This window comes from Pedobacter deserti (assembly GCF_024436415.1).
Taxonomy (GTDB): domain Bacteria; phylum Bacteroidota; class Bacteroidia; order Sphingobacteriales; family Sphingobacteriaceae; genus Pedobacter; species Pedobacter faecalis.
Map to the genome: position 1 here is coordinate 859,030 of NZ_JAFMZQ010000001.1, position 17,392 is coordinate 876,421.

General features: G+C 42.2%; 16 protein-coding genes. All 16 read left to right on the forward strand.

The window, feature by feature from the left end; translation table 11 throughout:
• Positions 1-18: 18 nt before the first annotated feature.
• Positions 19-2,571, forward strand: a complete 2,553-nt coding sequence (locus tag J3P40_RS04005) for an SLBB domain-containing protein (protein ID WP_256003178.1) — start codon at positions 19-21, stop codon at positions 2,569-2,571.
• A gap of 17 nt (positions 2,572-2,588) precedes the next feature.
• On the forward strand, positions 2,589-3,665 hold the full coding sequence (locus tag J3P40_RS04010) for a Wzz/FepE/Etk N-terminal domain-containing protein (RefSeq protein WP_256003180.1): 1,077 nt from the start codon (positions 2,589-2,591) through the stop codon (positions 3,663-3,665).
• 3 nt (positions 3,666-3,668) lie between these two features.
• Positions 3,669-4,667 (forward strand): NAD-dependent 4,6-dehydratase LegB, encoded by a 999-nt coding sequence (locus J3P40_RS04015; protein WP_256003181.1) that lies wholly within the window; start codon positions 3,669-3,671, stop codon positions 4,665-4,667.
• 4 nt (positions 4,668-4,671) lie between these two features.
• Positions 4,672-5,826: a LegC family aminotransferase gene (locus J3P40_RS04020; RefSeq protein WP_256003182.1), complete on the forward strand. Its 1,155-nt coding sequence runs from the start codon at positions 4,672-4,674 to the stop codon at positions 5,824-5,826.
• Between the two features lie 5 nt (positions 5,827-5,831).
• Entirely contained in the window at positions 5,832-6,467 is a 636-nt protein-coding gene (locus tag J3P40_RS04025) for an acetyltransferase (RefSeq protein WP_256003183.1), read from the forward strand.
• Positions 6,464-7,483: an N-acetylneuraminate synthase gene (gene neuB, locus J3P40_RS04030; RefSeq protein WP_256003184.1), complete on the forward strand. Its 1,020-nt coding sequence runs from the start codon at positions 6,464-6,466 to the stop codon at positions 7,481-7,483. Before J3P40_RS04025 ends, neuB begins: the two co-directional genes overlap by 4 nt.
• Positions 7,480-8,583, forward strand: a complete 1,104-nt coding sequence (gene neuC, locus J3P40_RS04035) for a UDP-N-acetylglucosamine 2-epimerase (RefSeq protein WP_256003185.1) — start codon at positions 7,480-7,482, stop codon at positions 8,581-8,583. Before neuB ends, neuC begins: the two co-directional genes overlap by 4 nt.
• Before the next feature lies 1 nt (position 8,584).
• A complete protein-coding gene (locus tag J3P40_RS04040) occupies positions 8,585-9,640 on the forward strand; it encodes a nucleotidyltransferase family protein (RefSeq protein WP_256003186.1) in 1,056 nt (351 codons plus the stop codon).
• Positions 9,637-10,335, forward strand: a complete 699-nt coding sequence (locus J3P40_RS04045) for an acylneuraminate cytidylyltransferase family protein (protein ID WP_256003187.1) — start codon at positions 9,637-9,639, stop codon at positions 10,333-10,335. The genes J3P40_RS04040 and J3P40_RS04045 overlap by 4 nt, the downstream gene beginning before the upstream one ends.
• The gene (hisF, locus tag J3P40_RS04050) at positions 10,322-11,167 is read left to right on the forward strand and encodes an imidazole glycerol phosphate synthase subunit HisF (protein ID WP_256003188.1); all 846 of its coding nucleotides are present in this window, start codon (positions 10,322-10,324) and stop codon (positions 11,165-11,167) included. The genes J3P40_RS04045 and hisF overlap by 14 nt, the downstream gene beginning before the upstream one ends.
• Positions 11,167-11,802 carry an imidazole glycerol phosphate synthase subunit HisH gene (gene hisH, locus J3P40_RS04055; protein WP_256003191.1) on the forward strand — a complete coding sequence of 212 codons (636 nt, stop codon included), beginning with the start codon at positions 11,167-11,169 and terminating at the stop codon, positions 11,800-11,802. Before hisF ends, hisH begins: the two co-directional genes overlap by 1 nt.
• A gap of 5 nt (positions 11,803-11,807) precedes the next feature.
• Positions 11,808-12,971: an N-acetyl sugar amidotransferase gene (locus tag J3P40_RS04060; RefSeq protein ID WP_256003193.1), complete on the forward strand. Its 1,164-nt coding sequence runs from the start codon at positions 11,808-11,810 to the stop codon at positions 12,969-12,971.
• 1 nt (position 12,972) lies between these two features.
• Positions 12,973-13,476, forward strand: coding sequence for an acyltransferase (locus tag J3P40_RS04065; RefSeq protein WP_256003195.1), 504 nt, complete (start codon positions 12,973-12,975; stop codon positions 13,474-13,476).
• Positions 13,477-14,895 (forward strand): lipopolysaccharide biosynthesis protein, encoded by a 1,419-nt coding sequence (locus J3P40_RS04070; RefSeq protein ID WP_256003198.1) that lies wholly within the window; start codon positions 13,477-13,479, stop codon positions 14,893-14,895. It begins immediately after the preceding gene.
• Positions 14,896-15,068: 173 nt separating this feature from the next.
• A complete protein-coding gene (locus J3P40_RS04075; protein ID WP_256003201.1) occupies positions 15,069-16,289 on the forward strand; it encodes a hypothetical protein in 1,221 nt (406 codons plus the stop codon).
• A complete protein-coding gene (locus tag J3P40_RS04080) occupies positions 16,286-17,389 on the forward strand; it encodes an exo-alpha-sialidase (RefSeq protein ID WP_256003204.1) in 1,104 nt (367 codons plus the stop codon). Before J3P40_RS04075 ends, J3P40_RS04080 begins: the two co-directional genes overlap by 4 nt.
• The last annotated feature ends 3 nt before the right edge of the window (positions 17,390-17,392 follow it).

Genomic DNA, 17,392 nt, shown 5'->3' on the forward strand with positions numbered 1-17,392 from the left:
GTCCGCTCTCTTTACAATATGAGTATTACTAAGAAATTTTTATCTGTATTTTTCCTTTTCTTTGTTTTGTTCGTACACGTTGCGTTATCTCAAACGAATTATTCTGACGTGCGGGTGGATGAGCTGACTGATGCGCAGATCAGACAGATGATACAAAGGGCTGAATCAGTTGGATATTCGGACGCGCAGCTTGAACAGATGGCCGCGGCTCAAGGGATGAAACAAACCGAAATACAAAAATTGCGGTTGAGGGTTGAAAAGATCCGGCGGGAAGAGCGTCAGGGAACATCGGCCGGTACTGAGCGAGACCGTATACCGACGATGAATCAGGATGACCGTTCCAGAAGTTTTCGGGGAATTGACACTACTCGTAATAGCCTTAACAGGGGACAGCAAAAGCCTGGGGTGATGGGTAACGATAGTCTGGGGCTGTTTCAGGACCCGCGCCTTCAACTGGAAATATTTGAGTCACTGAAGCCTAAAATATTCGGGGCCGAATTATTTAAAAACAGCAACCTGACTTTTGAGCCAAATCTAAGAATGGCTACACCAAAAAGCTATGTTATAGGGCCGGATGATGAGTTGCTTGTGGATCTTTCCGGAGACAATGAGGCTAATTATCGTCTGAAGGTAAGCCCGGATGGAACGATTAGGTTGCAGTACGTAGGGCTGATCGCTGTAAGCGGTCTTACCATAGAGCAGGCAACAGCGAAGATTCGAAACACTATGGGCAATACATATCCAGGTTTACGTAGTGGACGGACCAACGTCGCTATAACATTAGGTAATATAAGGAGTATTAAAGTCACTGTGTTGGGTGAGGTTGTTAAACCAGGTTCCTATACTGTACCTTCATTGTTTACTGTATTTAATGTGCTTTATCAGTCGGGTGGTCCAAACCAAAATGGCTCTTTTCGTAAGATTCAGGTGATTCGCAATAACCGGGTCATAAACACTGTAGATGTATACGACTTCTTGCTGAATGGTATTCAAAAAAGTAATATCCGGCTGCAGGACCAGGATGTGATTAATGTTCCCGTTTATCAGACACGCGTCGAAGTGGCTGGGGAGGTTAAACGACCGGCACTTTATGAGGTGCTGGATACTGAATCGTTAGATGATGTAATCCGTTTTGCTGGTGGGTTCTCCAGTCAGGCCTATACCGCGCAAATTAAGGTTTTACAAAATACCAGCCGCGAAAGGAAGATCACTGATGTGCAGTCAGAGGATTACAGTGAATATATGCCAAAAAATGGGGATAAATACTTGGTTGAAACGATTCTTGATCGCTTCGAGAACCGGGTAGAGATTCTCGGGGCAGTGTTCAGGCCAGGTCAGTATGAACTGGATCCGGGCTTGACGTTAAAGGGGCTGATTCAGAAAGCTAATGGACTTACTGAAGACGCTTTTTTAAACAGGGCCTACATAAGTCGCCTTAACGCTGATAACACACAGTCTCTGGTATCTTTTGATTTGGCGAAGGTCAGTGCGGGCACAGAACCGGACATTCCCTTGCAGCGGGAAGATAAAATTACCATTTCTTCATTATTTGATCTTCGTGATGAATATAAGGTGACGATTCAAGGCGAAGTGCGCTTCCCTGGCTCCTTCAAATATGGCGATAGTATTAGTGTGGGCGATCTAGTTCAAATGGCTGGGGGATTTAAAGAAGGAGCGACTCCAAATCGGATAGAAGTTTCGAGACGAGTAAAGAATAGCGATGCCATGTCGGAGTCAGCCCGCACGGCAGAGGTATTTACAATTAACATTGATCCGGGGCTCAAAATAGCAGGCCCTAGATTCAGATTAAAACCGTTCGATATTGTTTCCGTGAGAAATTCAGAAGGGTACCAGGTCCAGCGCCAGGTCAAAATTGAGGGTGAAGTTCTGTACCCTGGCACTTACACGGTTACTAAGAAGAACGAAAGAATATCAGATCTGATACGCAGGGCTGGCGGTTTGACGCCCCTCGCTTATGTTGACGGCGCATCCCTCAAACGAACCGGCACGCCGGAGTCGAGATACGCTGATAGTTTGGAGCGGTTAAAAGAAGAACGCGAGAAGTTGCTCAACTTGCAAAGACTTAAGCAGACCGGTGCAAGAGATACAACGAGCTTTGAGAAGGATTTGCAAGTTCTCCGTAGTGACCTGGTAGGAATTGATCTTGACCGTATCCTGAAACGCCCGTCTTCCAGATATGACCTGATCGTAGAAGATGGAGATATAATAAGAATACCAAAGGAACTCCAGACAGTGCGTATTACGGGTGAAGTGTTGAAGCCGAATAGTATTGTATATATAAAAGGTAGAAGCTTTAAAGGATATATCGACGGCGCTGGTGGCTTTAGTTACAATGCATACAAGCGTGGCGCTTATATCGTATATCCAAATGGATCTGTGGCAGCAGCGAAGAAGTTTATATTTTTTAATAATTATCCTCAGGTAAAACCGGGGAGTGAAATATTTGTGCCCAAGCGAGCTGAAAGGGAAAAGCTAACTGCACAAAGTTGGATCGGTATAGGAACAGCTTTTGCTTCTTTGGGTGCAATTATAGTCTCCTTACTAAAGTAAGGAAAGGAGAGTCAACTATGGAAGTATCAAAAAATTATTCTCCGTCTGTCTCTGATGAGATTACATTGAAGGAGATTGTCATCAAGGGAAGAGAATATTATAAATTCTTGCTTTCAAAATGGATAATTATAATTCTTTTCACTACACTATGTGCATTTTTAGGTGGTATTTATGCATTTTTAAAAAAACCGCTATATATGGCTGCTACGACCTTTGTTCTTGAGGAGCCTGGCTCGGGCGCTTCAAGTGTCCTGGGAGGTTTAGGAGGAATTGCGTCAATGGTGGGCATTGATGTTGGTAATGGCGGTGGCATTTTTCAGGGGGATAACATCGTTGAATTATACAAATCCCGCAATATTATACAGCAAACACTCCTTACAAAAAAACGCAGTACAGATCATGAGCTTTTAATAGATCAATATATTAAGTTTAATGCTCTCAGAAAAGAATGGGATAAAGTTCCAGGTCTCAGAAATCTTACTTTTAATACGGATAAACCTTTTACAAGAACACAGGACAGCGTACTTGGTGTAATTACAGAAGATATTAGGAAGACTTATCTTTCTGTGGGTAAGCTCGACAAAAAGCTGAGTATTATCAGTGCAGAGATCAGGGCCGAGAATGAAGAGTTTGCTATGGACTTTAACCGCGCGATAGTAAAAAATGTAAATGATTTTTATATCAGGACCAAAACAAAAAAGTCTCTTGAAAATGTAAATATTCTGCAGCAGAAAGTCGATTCAGTTCGGGCGGTGATGAACGGTGCAATATCGTCTGCAGCTGCTGTCACAGATGCAACGCCAAATCTCAACCTGACAAGGCAAAAGCAACGGGTCGCCCCTGTGCAACGGTCGCAATTCAGTGCAGAAACAAACAAGGCAATACTTGCAGAATTAGTAAAAAATCTGGAACTGTCCAAGATTGCATTGAGGAAGGAAACGCCTTTGATTCAGGTATTGGATGAACCTGTTTATCCCTTAGCAAAACAAAGATTAAGTAAAATTAAATGGTTTGTTATAGGGGGTATTATCGGGGGTGTACTTACGGTATCTTTTCTAATTTTAAAGAGGCTTTTAAATAATTTGCTGAGTTGATTTATGGATTTGAATAACAAGAAGGTATTAGTAACAGGCGCAGATGGATTTATTGGGAGCCATTTGGTCGAGCGATTGTTAAAGGAGGGTTGTAGCATCAGAGCCTTTGTATATTATAACTCTTTCAATTCCTGGGGGTGGCTTGATGCATTGCCTAAAGACTGTTTATCAAAAATTGAAATTTTTGCGGGAGACGTGCGGGATCCTAATGGTGTCCGTACCGCAATGAAAGATATAGATGTTGTTTTTCACCTTGCTGCGCTTATTGCCATACCTTTCAGCTACCATTCTCCTGACTCTTATATAGATACCAATGTAAGAGGTACCTTGAATATTGTTCAGGCCGCAAAGGACTTGGGTGTCGAGCGTGTTTTAGTTACCTCGACGTCAGAAGTTTACGGAACAGCCCGGTATATTCCAATTGATGAGAATCATCCACGTCAGCCTCAGTCGCCGTATTCGGCATCCAAGATAGGAGCCGATGCCATTGCGGATTCATTTTACAGAAGTTTCAACCTGCCTTTGACAATTGTCCGTCCGTTCAATACTTATGGTCCAAGACAGAGTGCGAGAGCGGTTATACCTACAATTATTACCCAGTTACTCAACGGGAAAAGCGAGATCAGGCTTGGAGATCTGATTCCAACCAGGGACTTGTTGTTTGTTGAAGATACGGTGAATGGATTTGTTGAAATTGCAAAGTCCGAGGCCCTGATTGGTCACGACTGTAATATCGCCACACAGTCTGAAATTTCAGTCGGTGACCTGGCTCAGGAACTGATAAAACAAATTAACCCTGAAGCAAGGATCATTACGGATACTGATCGCTTACGGCCGGAAAAATCAGAAGTGTTCCGACTTTATGGAGCTAATGAAAAAATTAAGTGTCATACTGGTTGGACACAAAACTTCAGTTTGTCCGAAGGTTTATCCAAAACGATAGAATGGTTTAGAAATTCAGATAATTTGAAGCAATACAAAGCTGACATTTACAATATTTGATCCTATGTCGGACTACCTATTTTCCCAAATCACAAAATTTATAAAAAGCCACTTCCCGCATGAGGAATTTATACCGCTTCATGCTCCTGTTTTCATAGGGAATGAGAAAAAGTATGTGCTTGACGCCATCGACTCCACCTATGTATCGTCTGTAGGGCCATATGTGAACAGATTTGAGGAAATGATGGTCGACTTAACCGGAGCAGACCACGCAATTGCTATAGTCAATGGGACGAATGCTTTACATATGGGACTTATCTTGGCCGGTGTTAATCGTGGTGATGAGGTGCTGTCTCAGGCGCTGACATTTGTAGCCACTGCAAATGCAATTAGTTATATCGGGGCTGAGCCTGTTTTTATTGATGTCGATGGTGACAGCTTTGGTATGTCTCCAGAGTCTTTAAGAAGTTTTCTGAACGGGCACGCAGTAAGACGGACCGAAGGAACTTACAACAAATCTACAGGGTGTAAAATATCTGCCTGCGTTCCTATGCATACTTTTGGAATGCCGTGTAGGATAGATGAAATAGCGGAGATCTGCGATAACTGGAATATTTCGCTTATAGAAGATTCCGCAGAGTCTATTGGAAGCTTTTTCAAGGGAAGGCATACTGGAGTTTTCGGAAAAATCGGCATTTTCAGTTTTAACGGAAATAAAACAGTAACATGTGGAGGAGGTGGCGCACTGATCACCAATGATCCCCAGATTGCAAAGCATGCGAAGCATCTGACAACACAGGCGAAAGTTCCGCATCAGTGGAATTTTGTTCATGATCATATCGGTTATAATTACAGAATGCCAAATCTGAATGCCGCTTTAGCTGTTGCACAGCTCGAGCAACTCGATACCTTCATTGAAAACAAGCGGCGCTTAGCAGCGGAATATTCACTTTTTTTCAAGGATTTGGATATCCCAATGCAGAAGGACATGGATGACACGAAGTCAAATTACTGGCTGAATGCTATTGTTCTCAAAGATATAGACCAGAGAGATGCTTTTTTGGAATACAGTAATTCCCATGGAGTGATGACCAGGCCAATCTGGGAACTGATGAACAAATTGCCAATGTTCCGGCATTGTCAGACTGATAGTCTGGAAAACAGCAGGTATCTGGCAGAAAGGGTAGTAAATATTCCTAGCGGTTACCGTCCTGACTGATTGATATGGAAGATCTGATTTTAATAGGCGGTGGCGGGCATTGTAAGTCATGTATCGATGTTATCGAGCATACGGGTTTGTATCGCATAGTAGGTATTTTAGACAGACCGGAAATGGTCGGCATGCAAGTATCAGGTTATCCGGTTATAGGAACTGATGATGAAATATCCGCTTATATTTCCCGGGACTGTTCTTTTCTGGTCACAGTGGGGCAGATTCAGAGTGGCGAAAACAGAGCAACGATTTTCAACAAATTAATTGAAAACGGAGCGAAAATTCCTTCGATTACATCACCCAAGTCTCACATTTCCCGATCTGCACGCATTGGTATGGGAACCATAGTGATGCATAATTGTTTTGTCAATGCGGAGAGCCGGATAGGCAACAACTGTATTATTAATACCGCAAGTTGCATTGAGCACGATGCAGTAATAGGGGATAGCGTACACATATCAACATCAGCGGTGGTTAATGGGAACTGTGACATCGGCGATGGAGTATTTATCGGCAGTAATGCGGTCATATCACATCAGCGGAGAGTAGCAGACCATGTTATTGTTGGTGCTGGCGCGGTGGTAATCCGGGATATCGAAAGGCAAGGCATATACGCAGGAAATCCTGCGCGAGAAATAATAAAATGAAAAGGACTGTAATTATTGCAGAAGCTGGTGTAAATCATAACGGTAGCTTAGAGAACGCATTGAAGCTGATTGATGCAGCGGCGTACGCTGCTGCAGACTATGTTAAATTTCAAACCTTTAAAGCGGCCAAGCTTGTCAGCAAACAGGCAGCAAAGGCCGACTATCAAAATGCAAATACGGGTAATGTACAGGAAACCCAGCTTGAGATGCTTCAGAAGCTTGAACTTAGTGAAGCCGACCACAGGAAATTAATTGAATATGCTGCTCAGAAGGACATTAAGTTCTTGTCTACAGCATTTGATCTGGAAAGCCTGAACTTTTTGTATGATCTGGGAATCAGGCTGTTCAAGATACCTTCCGGTGAAATCACCAATTTACCTTACCTGGAGGCGGTAGCTGATTTTGCAGACGAAATCATCCTGTCTACCGGGATGTGCACAATGGATGAAGTAAATGATGCAGTTCTTGCAATAAGAAATAGGACAAACGCCAAGATTACGATCTTACATTGTAATACAGAATATCCTACCCCGTTTTATGATGTCAACCTTCTGGCAATGCCGGGCTTGGCCAGAGATTTTGGTACTGAGGTAGGGTATTCTGATCATACACTCGGTATTGAAGTTCCCGTGGCTGCAGTTGCATTAGGGGCAAGTGTAATAGAAAAGCATTTTACTTTAAGCCGGACACTTCCTGGGCCAGATCATGCAGCTTCACTTGAGCCCCATGAGCTCAAGGCAATGATCGACGCTATCCGCAATATTGAACTTGCGCTGGGTAATGGCATAAAGCTACCCACGCAATCTGAACTGAAGAATAAAGCTATAGCACGAAAGAGTATCCATCTTACGAAAGATAAAAAATCAGGCGAAATTGTTGAGGCAGCTGATCTTGAGATGCTGCGGCCTGGAGATGGCATTTCACCTATGAAGATGTACAGTATTATTGGGAAACGGGTAGCCAGGGATTTACCATCAGGGCATAAACTCGACTTTAATGACATAGCATCCGTATGAAAGTAGGCGTATTAACTAGCTCCCGGGCCGATTTTGGCATTTACCTGCCTTTGCTGCGGGCATTGCGCGATGACGTATTTTTTGAGCTTGAGATCATTGCCTTCGGTACACATCTCTCGGATTTTTATGGTCGGTCGGTTGATCAGATTACCGCCCTAGGCTTTCAGGTTAGCCATGAGATCGAATCAATGTTACTTACAGACACTCCTGCATCGATTTCCAGTGCAATCGGACTTACTATGATTAAGTTTAGTGATTTCTGGAAAAATAACGCCAATCGCTTTGACTTCGTGTTCTGTCTTGGCGACCGCTATGAAATGTTTGCAGCGGTAAGCTCTGGCGTTCCATTTAATGTAAGGATGGCTCATATACATGGTGGGGAAACCACCCTCGGTGCGATTGACAATGTGTTTAGACATAGCATTACGCTGGCGTCTTCGTTGCACTTCGTCTCAACGGATGCTCATGGGGAGAAGGTAGCTGCACTCATCGGAACAAACGACAGGATATATAATGTTGGTGCTTTAGGTCTGGATAATGTGATGGATATGCAATTGCTTTCAATACAGGAGTTTCAGGACAAGTGGGGCATCAATCTTGGCAATAAAACAATATTGGTAACCTTTCATCCGGAAACCATGAACCTAAAGAGAAACGAGCAAAATGTAAACGAGCTTATTAAGGCCATCAACAGTTTGTCTGCCTACCAATTCCTGATCACCATGCCGAATGCAGATACAGCTGGTAGTATTATCAGGAGAGCCTTGAAAGAAAACTTTGAACTCAAGAAAAACTTCTATCTGATTGAGAATCTCGGATCTCAAAGTTACTTCACTGCGATGAAGTATGCCAGTTTCCTGTTAGGCAATACCTCCAGTGGAATTATTGAGGCTGCATCTTTCAATAAGTATGTGATTAATCTGGGCAATCGCCAATTAGGCAGGACCGCTGGTGATAATGTGCTGCATATCCCCGTCTCTGCTACGGAAATACTTGCCGCTGTAACGAAAATCGAACTGAAACAAGGTACACAAATAAATAATATCTACTGGAATGGCGGCGCAGCAGCCAAAATTATCCGCGTATTAAAGAAACTGTGATATGGACATTTATCGGAGACATGTTATTCCTGAAAATTCAATCGCCCGTGAAGCACTGAGGATACTCGACCAGTTACCTGACAGTGTGACAAGGACCCTGTTTATAGTACGTCAGGACAATTCAATAGTTGGTACCCTCACAGATGGTGATATCAGAAGGGGATTGCTTAACGGGCTGGAAATATCTCATCCCGTTAGTGCTTTCATGAACAGGAATTACAAGTTCATTCGTACCCAGGGTGATCACGTCGAGATAATCAAGGGCATCAGGGATGCAGACATTCACCTGGTCCCTGTCGTAGACGATGATAACAGGATAACACGAATATTAGACCTCACAAAAGTGCGTACGATACTTCCCGCCGCTGCACTGCTTATGGCAGGCGGTCGTGGTGAAAGATTGCGTCCGTTTACCGACACGGTGCCTAAACCTATGTTGAAAGTAGGTGGAAAACCGATTTTAGAGCACAACGTTGATCGTCTTATTTCTTACGGGATCTCCGAAATTTACATCAGCGTAAAGTATCTGAAAGAGCAAATCATGGATTTTTTTGGCGATGGCAGCGAGAAGGGCGTCAGTATCCGCTACATAATTGAAGACGAACCCCTGGGAACACTTGGAAGTATCTCTCATATTGATTCTATTCCTTATGATGATATCCTGGTTATGAATTCCGATTTGGTTACAAACATAGATTTTGAGGACTTCTATAATTATTACAGGGATTCGGAAAGTTTAATGGCTGTCGCGAGCATTCCTTATCACGTAAATGTGCCATATGCCGTTCTGCAGACAGATGAGAAAAAGGTGTCTTCGTTTGTTGAAAAGCCTACCTACACTTATTATTCCAATGGTGGGATTTACCTGATGAAGTTTCAACTTAAGAGTGTTTGCAGCAAAAACACATTTTTTAATGCTACAGACCTTATGGACCGCATAATTGCTGATGGTGGAAATCTGGTACACTATCCGGTATTAGGTTACTGGCTTGATATTGGACGACCCCATGATTATCTCAAAGCACAGGATGACGTCAAACACATCAATCTGTCATGAAAACACTAATTCTGATACCTGCAAGGGCCGGATCAAAGGGCTTGCCCGGGAAGAATGTGAAAATTCTTGGAGATAAGCCCCTTATCAGTTATTCTATGGAGTTTGCTTCCCGGATATGCAAACCCGGAGACAGAGTTTGCATAACCACTAACGATGAAGACGTAATGTCGATTGCGCAAGCGACAGGATATCCGGTGGATTTTAAACGTCCTGAGCATCTGGCAACAGATACGGCAGGTTCATACGATGTCATGCTTCATGCTTTGCAGTTTTTTAGGGACCATGGTGAAGAATACGATCGGTTATTGCTGTTGCAGCCTACCTCTCCCTTTCGGACTGTTGACGACTATGAAAAGATGGAAGCTATCTTTGATGAATCCTGTGACATGGTAGTTAGCGTACGTATAGCCAAGGATAATCCTTACTTTAACCTTTTCGAGGAAACGGAGGACGGCTATCTCAGAATGAGCAAGGAATTAGCCTATCAGACGAGACAACAGTCTCCGCCTGTATACGCTTACAATGGATCTATCTACATTATAAGGGTAGCATCATTATTGAAAAGCCCGCTTTCAGGATTTCAGAACATCCGTAAATTTGTAATGCCAGAGGAGCGCAGCGTAGATATTGACACGATGAAAGACTGGCTTATCGCGGAATATTATTTGAAAGAGATTGTAAATGAAAACAGTTAGAATTATTCCCAGGTTGGATATCAAAGGACCAAATCTGGTAAAAGGTATCCATCTTGAAGGGCTCAGGGTACTTGGTAAGCCGGCAGATTTTGCAAAATACTACTATAATCATGGAGCCGATGAGCTGATGTTTCAAGATGTGGTGGCGTCACTTTATGACCGGAATGGACTACATGATATTGTCTCTGAAACAGCACGTAGTATATTTATCCCCATCACGGTAGGAGGGGGAATCCGTACACTTCAGGACATTACCAAAATGCTGCGGGCCGGGGCAGATAAGATATCAATAAATACTGCAGCCATAAATAATCCTGATTTAATCAGGCAGGCTTCTGAAGAATTTGGTTCATCGACAATTGTAGTTGCTATCGAGGCAATAAAAAGTCATGACGGGAAATACTACGCTTTTACAGATAACGGCAGAGAATATACGGGCATTGAAGTTATCGAGTGGGCACAACAGGTACAGGATCTGGGTTGTGGAGAACTTATCATAACATCTGTCGATAACGAAGGTACAGGCAAAGGCTTTGATACGGAATTAATATCTGCAGTAGCTTCCGCAGTCACCATTCCGGTAATTGCACATGGCGGAGCAGGATCTAAAGAAGACATTGAGAAATTGTTCGATACGGGGGTAGTAGATGCCGTTGCCCTGGGCTCAGTACTTCATTATGAAGCCATTCAGTCCTTTGTTTTAAGCGAAAATTCTGAAACTGAAGGTAACTTTGAGTTTATTAAGAGTGGGCGTTCCTTCAGCAAATTTGACCCTTTCAATTTGAAGAACCTCAAAGAACATTTGCATTCAAACGACATTTATTGCAGATAATGAATAAAAAAATAGCTATAGTTGATTACGGATTAGGAAACCTTTACAGCATAACACAAGCCTGTAACCATATTGGTTATTATCCGGTTGTGACATCTGACAAGAATCAGATAATGGATGCTGATTACCTCATTCTTCCCGGGGTAGGTGCATTCAAGGTTGCTATGGACCAGCTCAATGAGTTAGACCTTATCAATACGATCAAGACTTATGCCGGATCAGGAAGGCCGATAATGGGGATTTGCCTTGGAATGCAATTGCTGTTTGACAGAAGCGAAGAGTTCGGACATCATGAAGGGTTAAAACTGATACCTGGTGCTATACAAAGATTTCCTTCAGAGATAGAGGGGAGAAGATTGAAAATACCTCATATTGGCTGGAATAAGTTAGTTCAAAACAACATCCGTTGGGAAGCCACACCGTTGAAGGATATCGGAAATGACGATTTTATGTACTTCGTTCATTCTTATTTTGCACAACCTGAAGATGAAGCTTCTATACTCAGCTATACCTGTTATCAAGGCTTTAAATATTGTTCATCCGTTAAAAAAAACAATATCTTTGGCTTTCAATTCCATCCAGAGAAAAGTGGAGAAACGGGAGTGAGCATTTACAAGAATTTTTTAAGCCTATAACAACAATGGAACATAAGGACACTCAGAAAAGATATAATCTGCCAAACGAAGTCAGGTTTTGTAAGAAATGTACTATATCTAATCAGAGACCAAGAATATCTTTCGACGAAGCCGGAGTTTGTTCTGCATGTAATTTTGCAGAATTCAAAAAGAATAAAATCAACTGGGCTGAACGGGAAAAGGAACTGGTAACCTTACTCGACAGGTTTAGGAGAAGCGACGGCAGATATGATGTGCTTGTTCCCTGCAGCGGTGGAAAAGATGCTGCATACATCGCACATGAACTCAAGCATAAGTACGGAATGAATCCGTTAACGGTGACTTGGGCTCCGCATATTTATACTGAAATAGGGTTTAAAAACCTTCAGAATATGATACGGGTTGGCGACCTTGCTAACATTCTCGGAACACCTGCGGGTAAAATACATCGCAAGTTAACAAAGCTATCCTTTGAAATTCTTGGCGACCCGTTCCAGCCATTTATATATGGACAGACTAATTTTCCGCTCCAAATGGCTGTTCAACACCAGATTCCTTTGATCATGTATGGAGAAAACGGGGAGGTTGAATACGGTGGTGATATGAAAAATGCATTTAATCCAAAAAGGGATTATAAAAGCGATCATAAAAAGCATTATTTCTCAGGTCTTGGGCCGGAAGATCTGATTAAATACGGGGTGAGGGAAGAGGACCTGGTGCCTTATATGGCTCCTTCAAATGAGGCCTTAGATGCGTTGCAAACCGAAATTCATTTCTATGGCTATTATAAAAAGTGGATTCCACAGGAGAATTATTATTACTGTGTTGAAAATACTGGATTTCAGGCTAACCCCGTGCGCAGCGAAGGGACCTATTCAAAATATGCATCTCTTGATGACCAGATAGATGGATTTCATTATTTTCTGGCATATATCAAATTTGGTTTGGGCCGATGTACCTCGGACACCGCACACGAAATTCGGGATGGCCATATTACCCGGGAAGAGGGTGTTGCATTGGTCAACAAATTCGATGGAGAATTCCCGGCTAAGTATTTCAAGACTTTTCTTGAATATTGCGATATTACCGAAGACTATTTCTGGGAAGTTATCGATAGCTGGAGATCACCGCATCTTTGGGAAAAAGATTCTGACAACAACTGGCAGTTAAAATTTAAAGTAAAGGACTGATATGTTTAGTTTGGTCAAAATATTGATCGGGCGAATATATTTGAAAGGCAGAAGCTTTATAAATGCCTGTATATACGAGAATTACTTTAGAAAGTATCAGCTTAACCGCAAATTCAGATTCAATGGTACTAACATTTTGTTCTACGGTGAAGGGGAAATCCAGGTAGGCGACCACTCGTACATTGGCGATTACTCAACCATCCAGGCCGTTGAGGGCTTTAAAGTAAAAATCGGAATCAGGTGTCAGATAAGTCATAACGTTAGGATTTATACGATGACTGACGTAGCTGACCAGGACTTTTCCAAACCAACACGTGCATCTAAAAGCGGAGATGTGGTTATATCAGATTATGTATGGATCGGAGCAAATGTTTTTATTAATCCGGGAGTGAAATTAGGTAAGAACTGTATTGTTGGAGCAAATAGTGTGGTAACAAAAGACGTGGAAGAAAATGCTATAGTAGGTGGCGTACCTGCAAGGTTGATCAGATTAAAGTCACTTTAATTGTTTAGGAAATTTTTAAAAACGTCGATTATTTATGCAGTTGGCCCACAATTGCCAAAAGTTGCCGGCTTGTTTTTATTACCAATCCTGACCCCGTTTTTGACGAAAGAGGATTTTGGGATCTGGGGCACCGTAATGGCATATACCTTATTGTTTTCGGCGGCAAGAGATTTAGGAATGATTGCACCAATGGTAAATACCTTTTATCAGCACCCGACAAGGTGGCGCTGGGTCTGGAGGCAAATCATAACATTCCTGGCGTTGTTCGGAATCGCCTACACGTTTATTCAGCTGGTTGTCATCTGGTGGATTATGCCTGGAGAAGCTTCAGGCAATCTTTACATTATACTTGTCCTGATAGCGATCCAATCGTTGGTACTGGACATTCCGAATCAGATCGGCGCCAGATTCCTGCAGTTAAGTGAGCGTCCTGTACCATTGGCTTTAATCTCAATGATCAGTGGATTTATCTCAATCGGAGTGCAGATGTTTTATGTCGTCGTGTTGAAGCAAGGGTACATGGCTTGGTTTTATTCTGCATTTGCATCCGCCTTGTTCTCAGCAGTTTGTTATTTATGTATTATGACAGGAAACGGCCTCAAGCCAATACCTGTTTTCAGAATGAGACTGCTTTCGGCTAGGATAAGATTGTCATTGCCTATGCTGCCTCACAATTATTCAGGCTATTTGTTGAACGCATCTGACCGGATGGTTATGAATGTAAGCAAAGTAAGCACAGAGAATATCGGTATTTATAATGTCGCTTATACATGGGGCAATTATATCGACATTTTTGGGAATGCAGTCGGAATGGCAGTCGGGCCGATGTATTTGAAGCTGTTTTCAGAGAAAACAGCTGATGCAGAGAATCGGGTTTATCACCTTACTCAATTTCTGCAGCTTATATTTTTGTTCGGGCCATTCATTGTTGCCCTATGGTCCAGAGAACTTTTTTCAGTTTTCATTAAAAATAAGGAACTTCAGGCTGCCTACGGACTATCCATTATTATCATCATGAGTTATAGCTATCGCCCCCTTTATTGGAATGTTGTGTCGAGGCTGCAATACTACGGTCATACTGGCCAATTGTGGAAGATCAGTTTAGTTGGAGGACTCATAAACTTAGTGCTTAACTTGATTTTTATTCCGCTTTTAGGTTATCAAATTGCTGCTATCACTACCTTTGTGGCGTTGATGTATATCGGTTTTTCCGGGTTCTATCTGAAGCAATACAAAGCTCATGATCGTAACAATTACGGGCATCTGATTTGGCTTATACTTATTATTGCTTGTACATTTGTAGCCTACTTACTTCGGGATACCTCTGTGATGGTCAAATCAATTATCACACTCGTCTTAACCGCAGCAACAGTCCTTTATATTCGAAAAAACCATTTTCAATCTCTTAACCAGTCGTGAACATTAAGTCGTTGATTTCTGAATTAGATAACGATCCAGCCATTTCTGAAGTCGAATTTGAAGGATTTCTTGTTTGGCAGTCGATTCGCTATCTGATATTACAGCATTGTATTGACATCAGCAGCGGTCTTGATAGTATAGCCGGGGGTACGAAACCTCCAAAGTTTACTCTTATGAAATCCTTGGTTTACGCGCTGCTAAGGAATCCATTTTTCGGTCCGAAGCGGCCAGTGCTGGCCTTTCATACCGTAGCTTCAAATATTCAAAATGATAATGGGTATTACTTCAATCGGATCGTGGACTATTTCCTTGAGGAAGATCCGGCTATCTGGAAGATTGAGGAACCGAAAGGGTTTACGCATCCGACACCAATGCAATACCCTAGTTATTCCAAACTGTCATTGGATGTCCTTATTGAGGGCCTCTACCGTCTCACACTGCTATTCAATAAACGGCAGGCTAACCTGGCACGAACAATTTCCAGACAGCTGATCAGCAAAATTACCAGCAAGCAAAGTATGGCAGGCATCTTACTGGATACCGACAGACTTGAATCCCAAATCGCAAAATCTATTTTAAAGTTTAAACCTAATTATTACATTTACAGACGATTATATAAAGTAAAGAAAATAACTAAGATCATCGTTGAGGACGGGCACTATGGAGGTGACAAGGCAAGTATCATTAAGGCAGCCAAAGATATGGGTATCGTGGTGTTTGAACCTCAACATGGTTTTCTAAATGAAAAGCATCCGGCCTACAATTATGGGTCGCACATTGTAAGTAACAAAAGATATGGCAGTTATGTTCCTGATCAACTGCTGAGTTATGGTGATTTCTGGGCCAAACTTGTCAACGTACCCAACAACGTTTATGTATTGGGAAATCCCCATCTGGAAAAATCTATTTCCAACATTCAGGTCCATGCAGACACAAACAAAATACTAGTTCTTGGTTCCGGTGTTACGGTTAAGGAAACGAACGATTTGTTAGCGGAGCTTTTGAAATACAAGATGACTGATACAGTGGTTAGCTATCGGCCGCACCCAATTGAAAGCACTTCGTTAACAAATAGATATGGTAAACAGATTGATGCAGGTGTAATTATCGATAGCGAACCGTTATACAAGTCACTTGCTGAGGCGAAGATCGTCATCGGAGAACTAACTACGGCCTTATTTGAGGCAACTGCACTTTCAAAGCCAGTTTATCTTTTCCATTCTTCGTACACCCAAGCTTATTTAAGTCCGGAATTTGATGTATTTGAGTCCTTCACCATCGAGGAAGTTGAATCAATGTTAAAAAAAACACATCAATCTAATTATCCCGTAGATTATTTCTGGTGTATGGGCTGGCAATCTCAATTCAAAAAACTTAACGCGCAATACTCATGAATCTAAGGTTGATATACCTACTTCTGTGTAGTGCGCTGATCGCCTGCAAAAAAGAGAAATTACCGCCAAACATTATTGATTCCAATATTGATATCTCCCACGATACCATTTCCGTTACTCAAATTAAAGTAGCAAATATCTTCGAGCCCTCTCCCGGATTCTTAGCTTATTTCTCTGCTGCAGCGCTTCCTTTTGACGATAAAATAGCCTTTGTAGGTACCGAAGCTCCGTACGACCATGATTTTGCACCTGCAAATCTGCAAATAAAAAAAACAGATTTAGATCTGAATATCATCAGCGATAAATCACTTTTCAAATCCAACCTTGCAAAATACAACTCTGTAACCCCTTCGTTTATTAATGTCAACGAGAAGCTGCAGTTTTACTATTTGCGGCAGGAGTCATGGCAGGAATCGCAAATCTATCTTACAGAAAGTTATGACAATGGGTTAACATGGCCTGTTGACCGCAAAATATCTTTTTTGGAAGGTGTTAATGGCATCATCAATGACCGCGTGATCATCCTTTCGTCTGGACGGATCATGATACCCGTATCCTACACAAACGACATACATAATAACTACGATGGCCAGATCATCTTTTGCTATTTCAGTGATGACAATGGCCAAACATGGAGCAGATCTTCCGAATTGAGAACATCCACTCCCCTCATGGAGCCTTCTGTAGCTGAATATGCACCTGGAAAGTTGCTCATGGTGATACGCTCCGGGCTGGGAAAACTGTTGTTCTCAAGAAGTACCGATAATGGTATAAGCTGGAGTCCAATTGAAAAATCAAAAATCAGTGCGCCTGCATCCACATCGGCATTGTTCAGGATGGAAGAGGGAATTCTTGGTATGATATGGAACCATTCCGAGTCTGCAATCCACGTTCAGGATCGCAAACGGTTGAGTCTCAGTGTATCAAAAGATGGGGGCAATAGCTGGTCTGTTCCATATCTTATAGGAAATGAAGAAGGTGAAATCTATACTTCACCTGGAATGTTTAAACATAATGGATACTGGTACGTTTATTTCAACTATTCTGCGTATGTCGGCGAATATGGAATACGGGCAAAAAAACTGCGAATAAGTTATTGATAA

Excerpts from the sequence above, each read along its gene's own strand:
- J3P40_RS04005 (WP_256003178.1), top strand. The coding sequence starts at position 19 with ATGAGTATTACTAAGAAATTTTTATCTGTATTTTTCCTTTTCTTTGTT.
- J3P40_RS04060 (WP_256003193.1), top strand. The coding sequence starts at position 11,808 with ATGGAACATAAGGACACTCAGAAAAGATATAATCTGCCAAACGAAGTC.
- J3P40_RS04065 (WP_256003195.1), top strand. The coding sequence starts at position 12,973 with ATGTTTAGTTTGGTCAAAATATTGATCGGGCGAATATATTTGAAAGGC.
- J3P40_RS04040 (WP_256003186.1), top strand. The coding sequence starts at position 8,585 with ATGGACATTTATCGGAGACATGTTATTCCTGAAAATTCAATCGCCCGT.
- J3P40_RS04080 (WP_256003204.1), top strand. The coding sequence starts at position 16,286 with ATGAATCTAAGGTTGATATACCTACTTCTGTGTAGTGCGCTGATCGCC.
- neuC (WP_256003185.1), top strand. The coding sequence starts at position 7,480 with ATGAAAGTAGGCGTATTAACTAGCTCCCGGGCCGATTTTGGCATTTAC.
- neuB (WP_256003184.1), top strand. The coding sequence starts at position 6,464 with ATGAAAAGGACTGTAATTATTGCAGAAGCTGGTGTAAATCATAACGGT.
- hisH (WP_256003191.1), top strand. The coding sequence starts at position 11,167 with ATGAATAAAAAAATAGCTATAGTTGATTACGGATTAGGAAACCTTTAC.
- J3P40_RS04045 (WP_256003187.1), top strand. The coding sequence starts at position 9,637 with ATGAAAACACTAATTCTGATACCTGCAAGGGCCGGATCAAAGGGCTTG.
- J3P40_RS04020 (WP_256003182.1), top strand. The coding sequence starts at position 4,672 with ATGTCGGACTACCTATTTTCCCAAATCACAAAATTTATAAAAAGCCAC.
- J3P40_RS04015 (WP_256003181.1), top strand. The coding sequence starts at position 3,669 with ATGGATTTGAATAACAAGAAGGTATTAGTAACAGGCGCAGATGGATTT.
- J3P40_RS04010 (WP_256003180.1), top strand. The coding sequence starts at position 2,589 with ATGGAAGTATCAAAAAATTATTCTCCGTCTGTCTCTGATGAGATTACA.
- hisF (WP_256003188.1), top strand. The coding sequence starts at position 10,322 with ATGAAAACAGTTAGAATTATTCCCAGGTTGGATATCAAAGGACCAAAT.
- J3P40_RS04075 (WP_256003201.1), top strand. The coding sequence starts at position 15,069 with ATGAAATCCTTGGTTTACGCGCTGCTAAGGAATCCATTTTTCGGTCCG.
- J3P40_RS04025 (WP_256003183.1), top strand. The coding sequence starts at position 5,832 with ATGGAAGATCTGATTTTAATAGGCGGTGGCGGGCATTGTAAGTCATGT.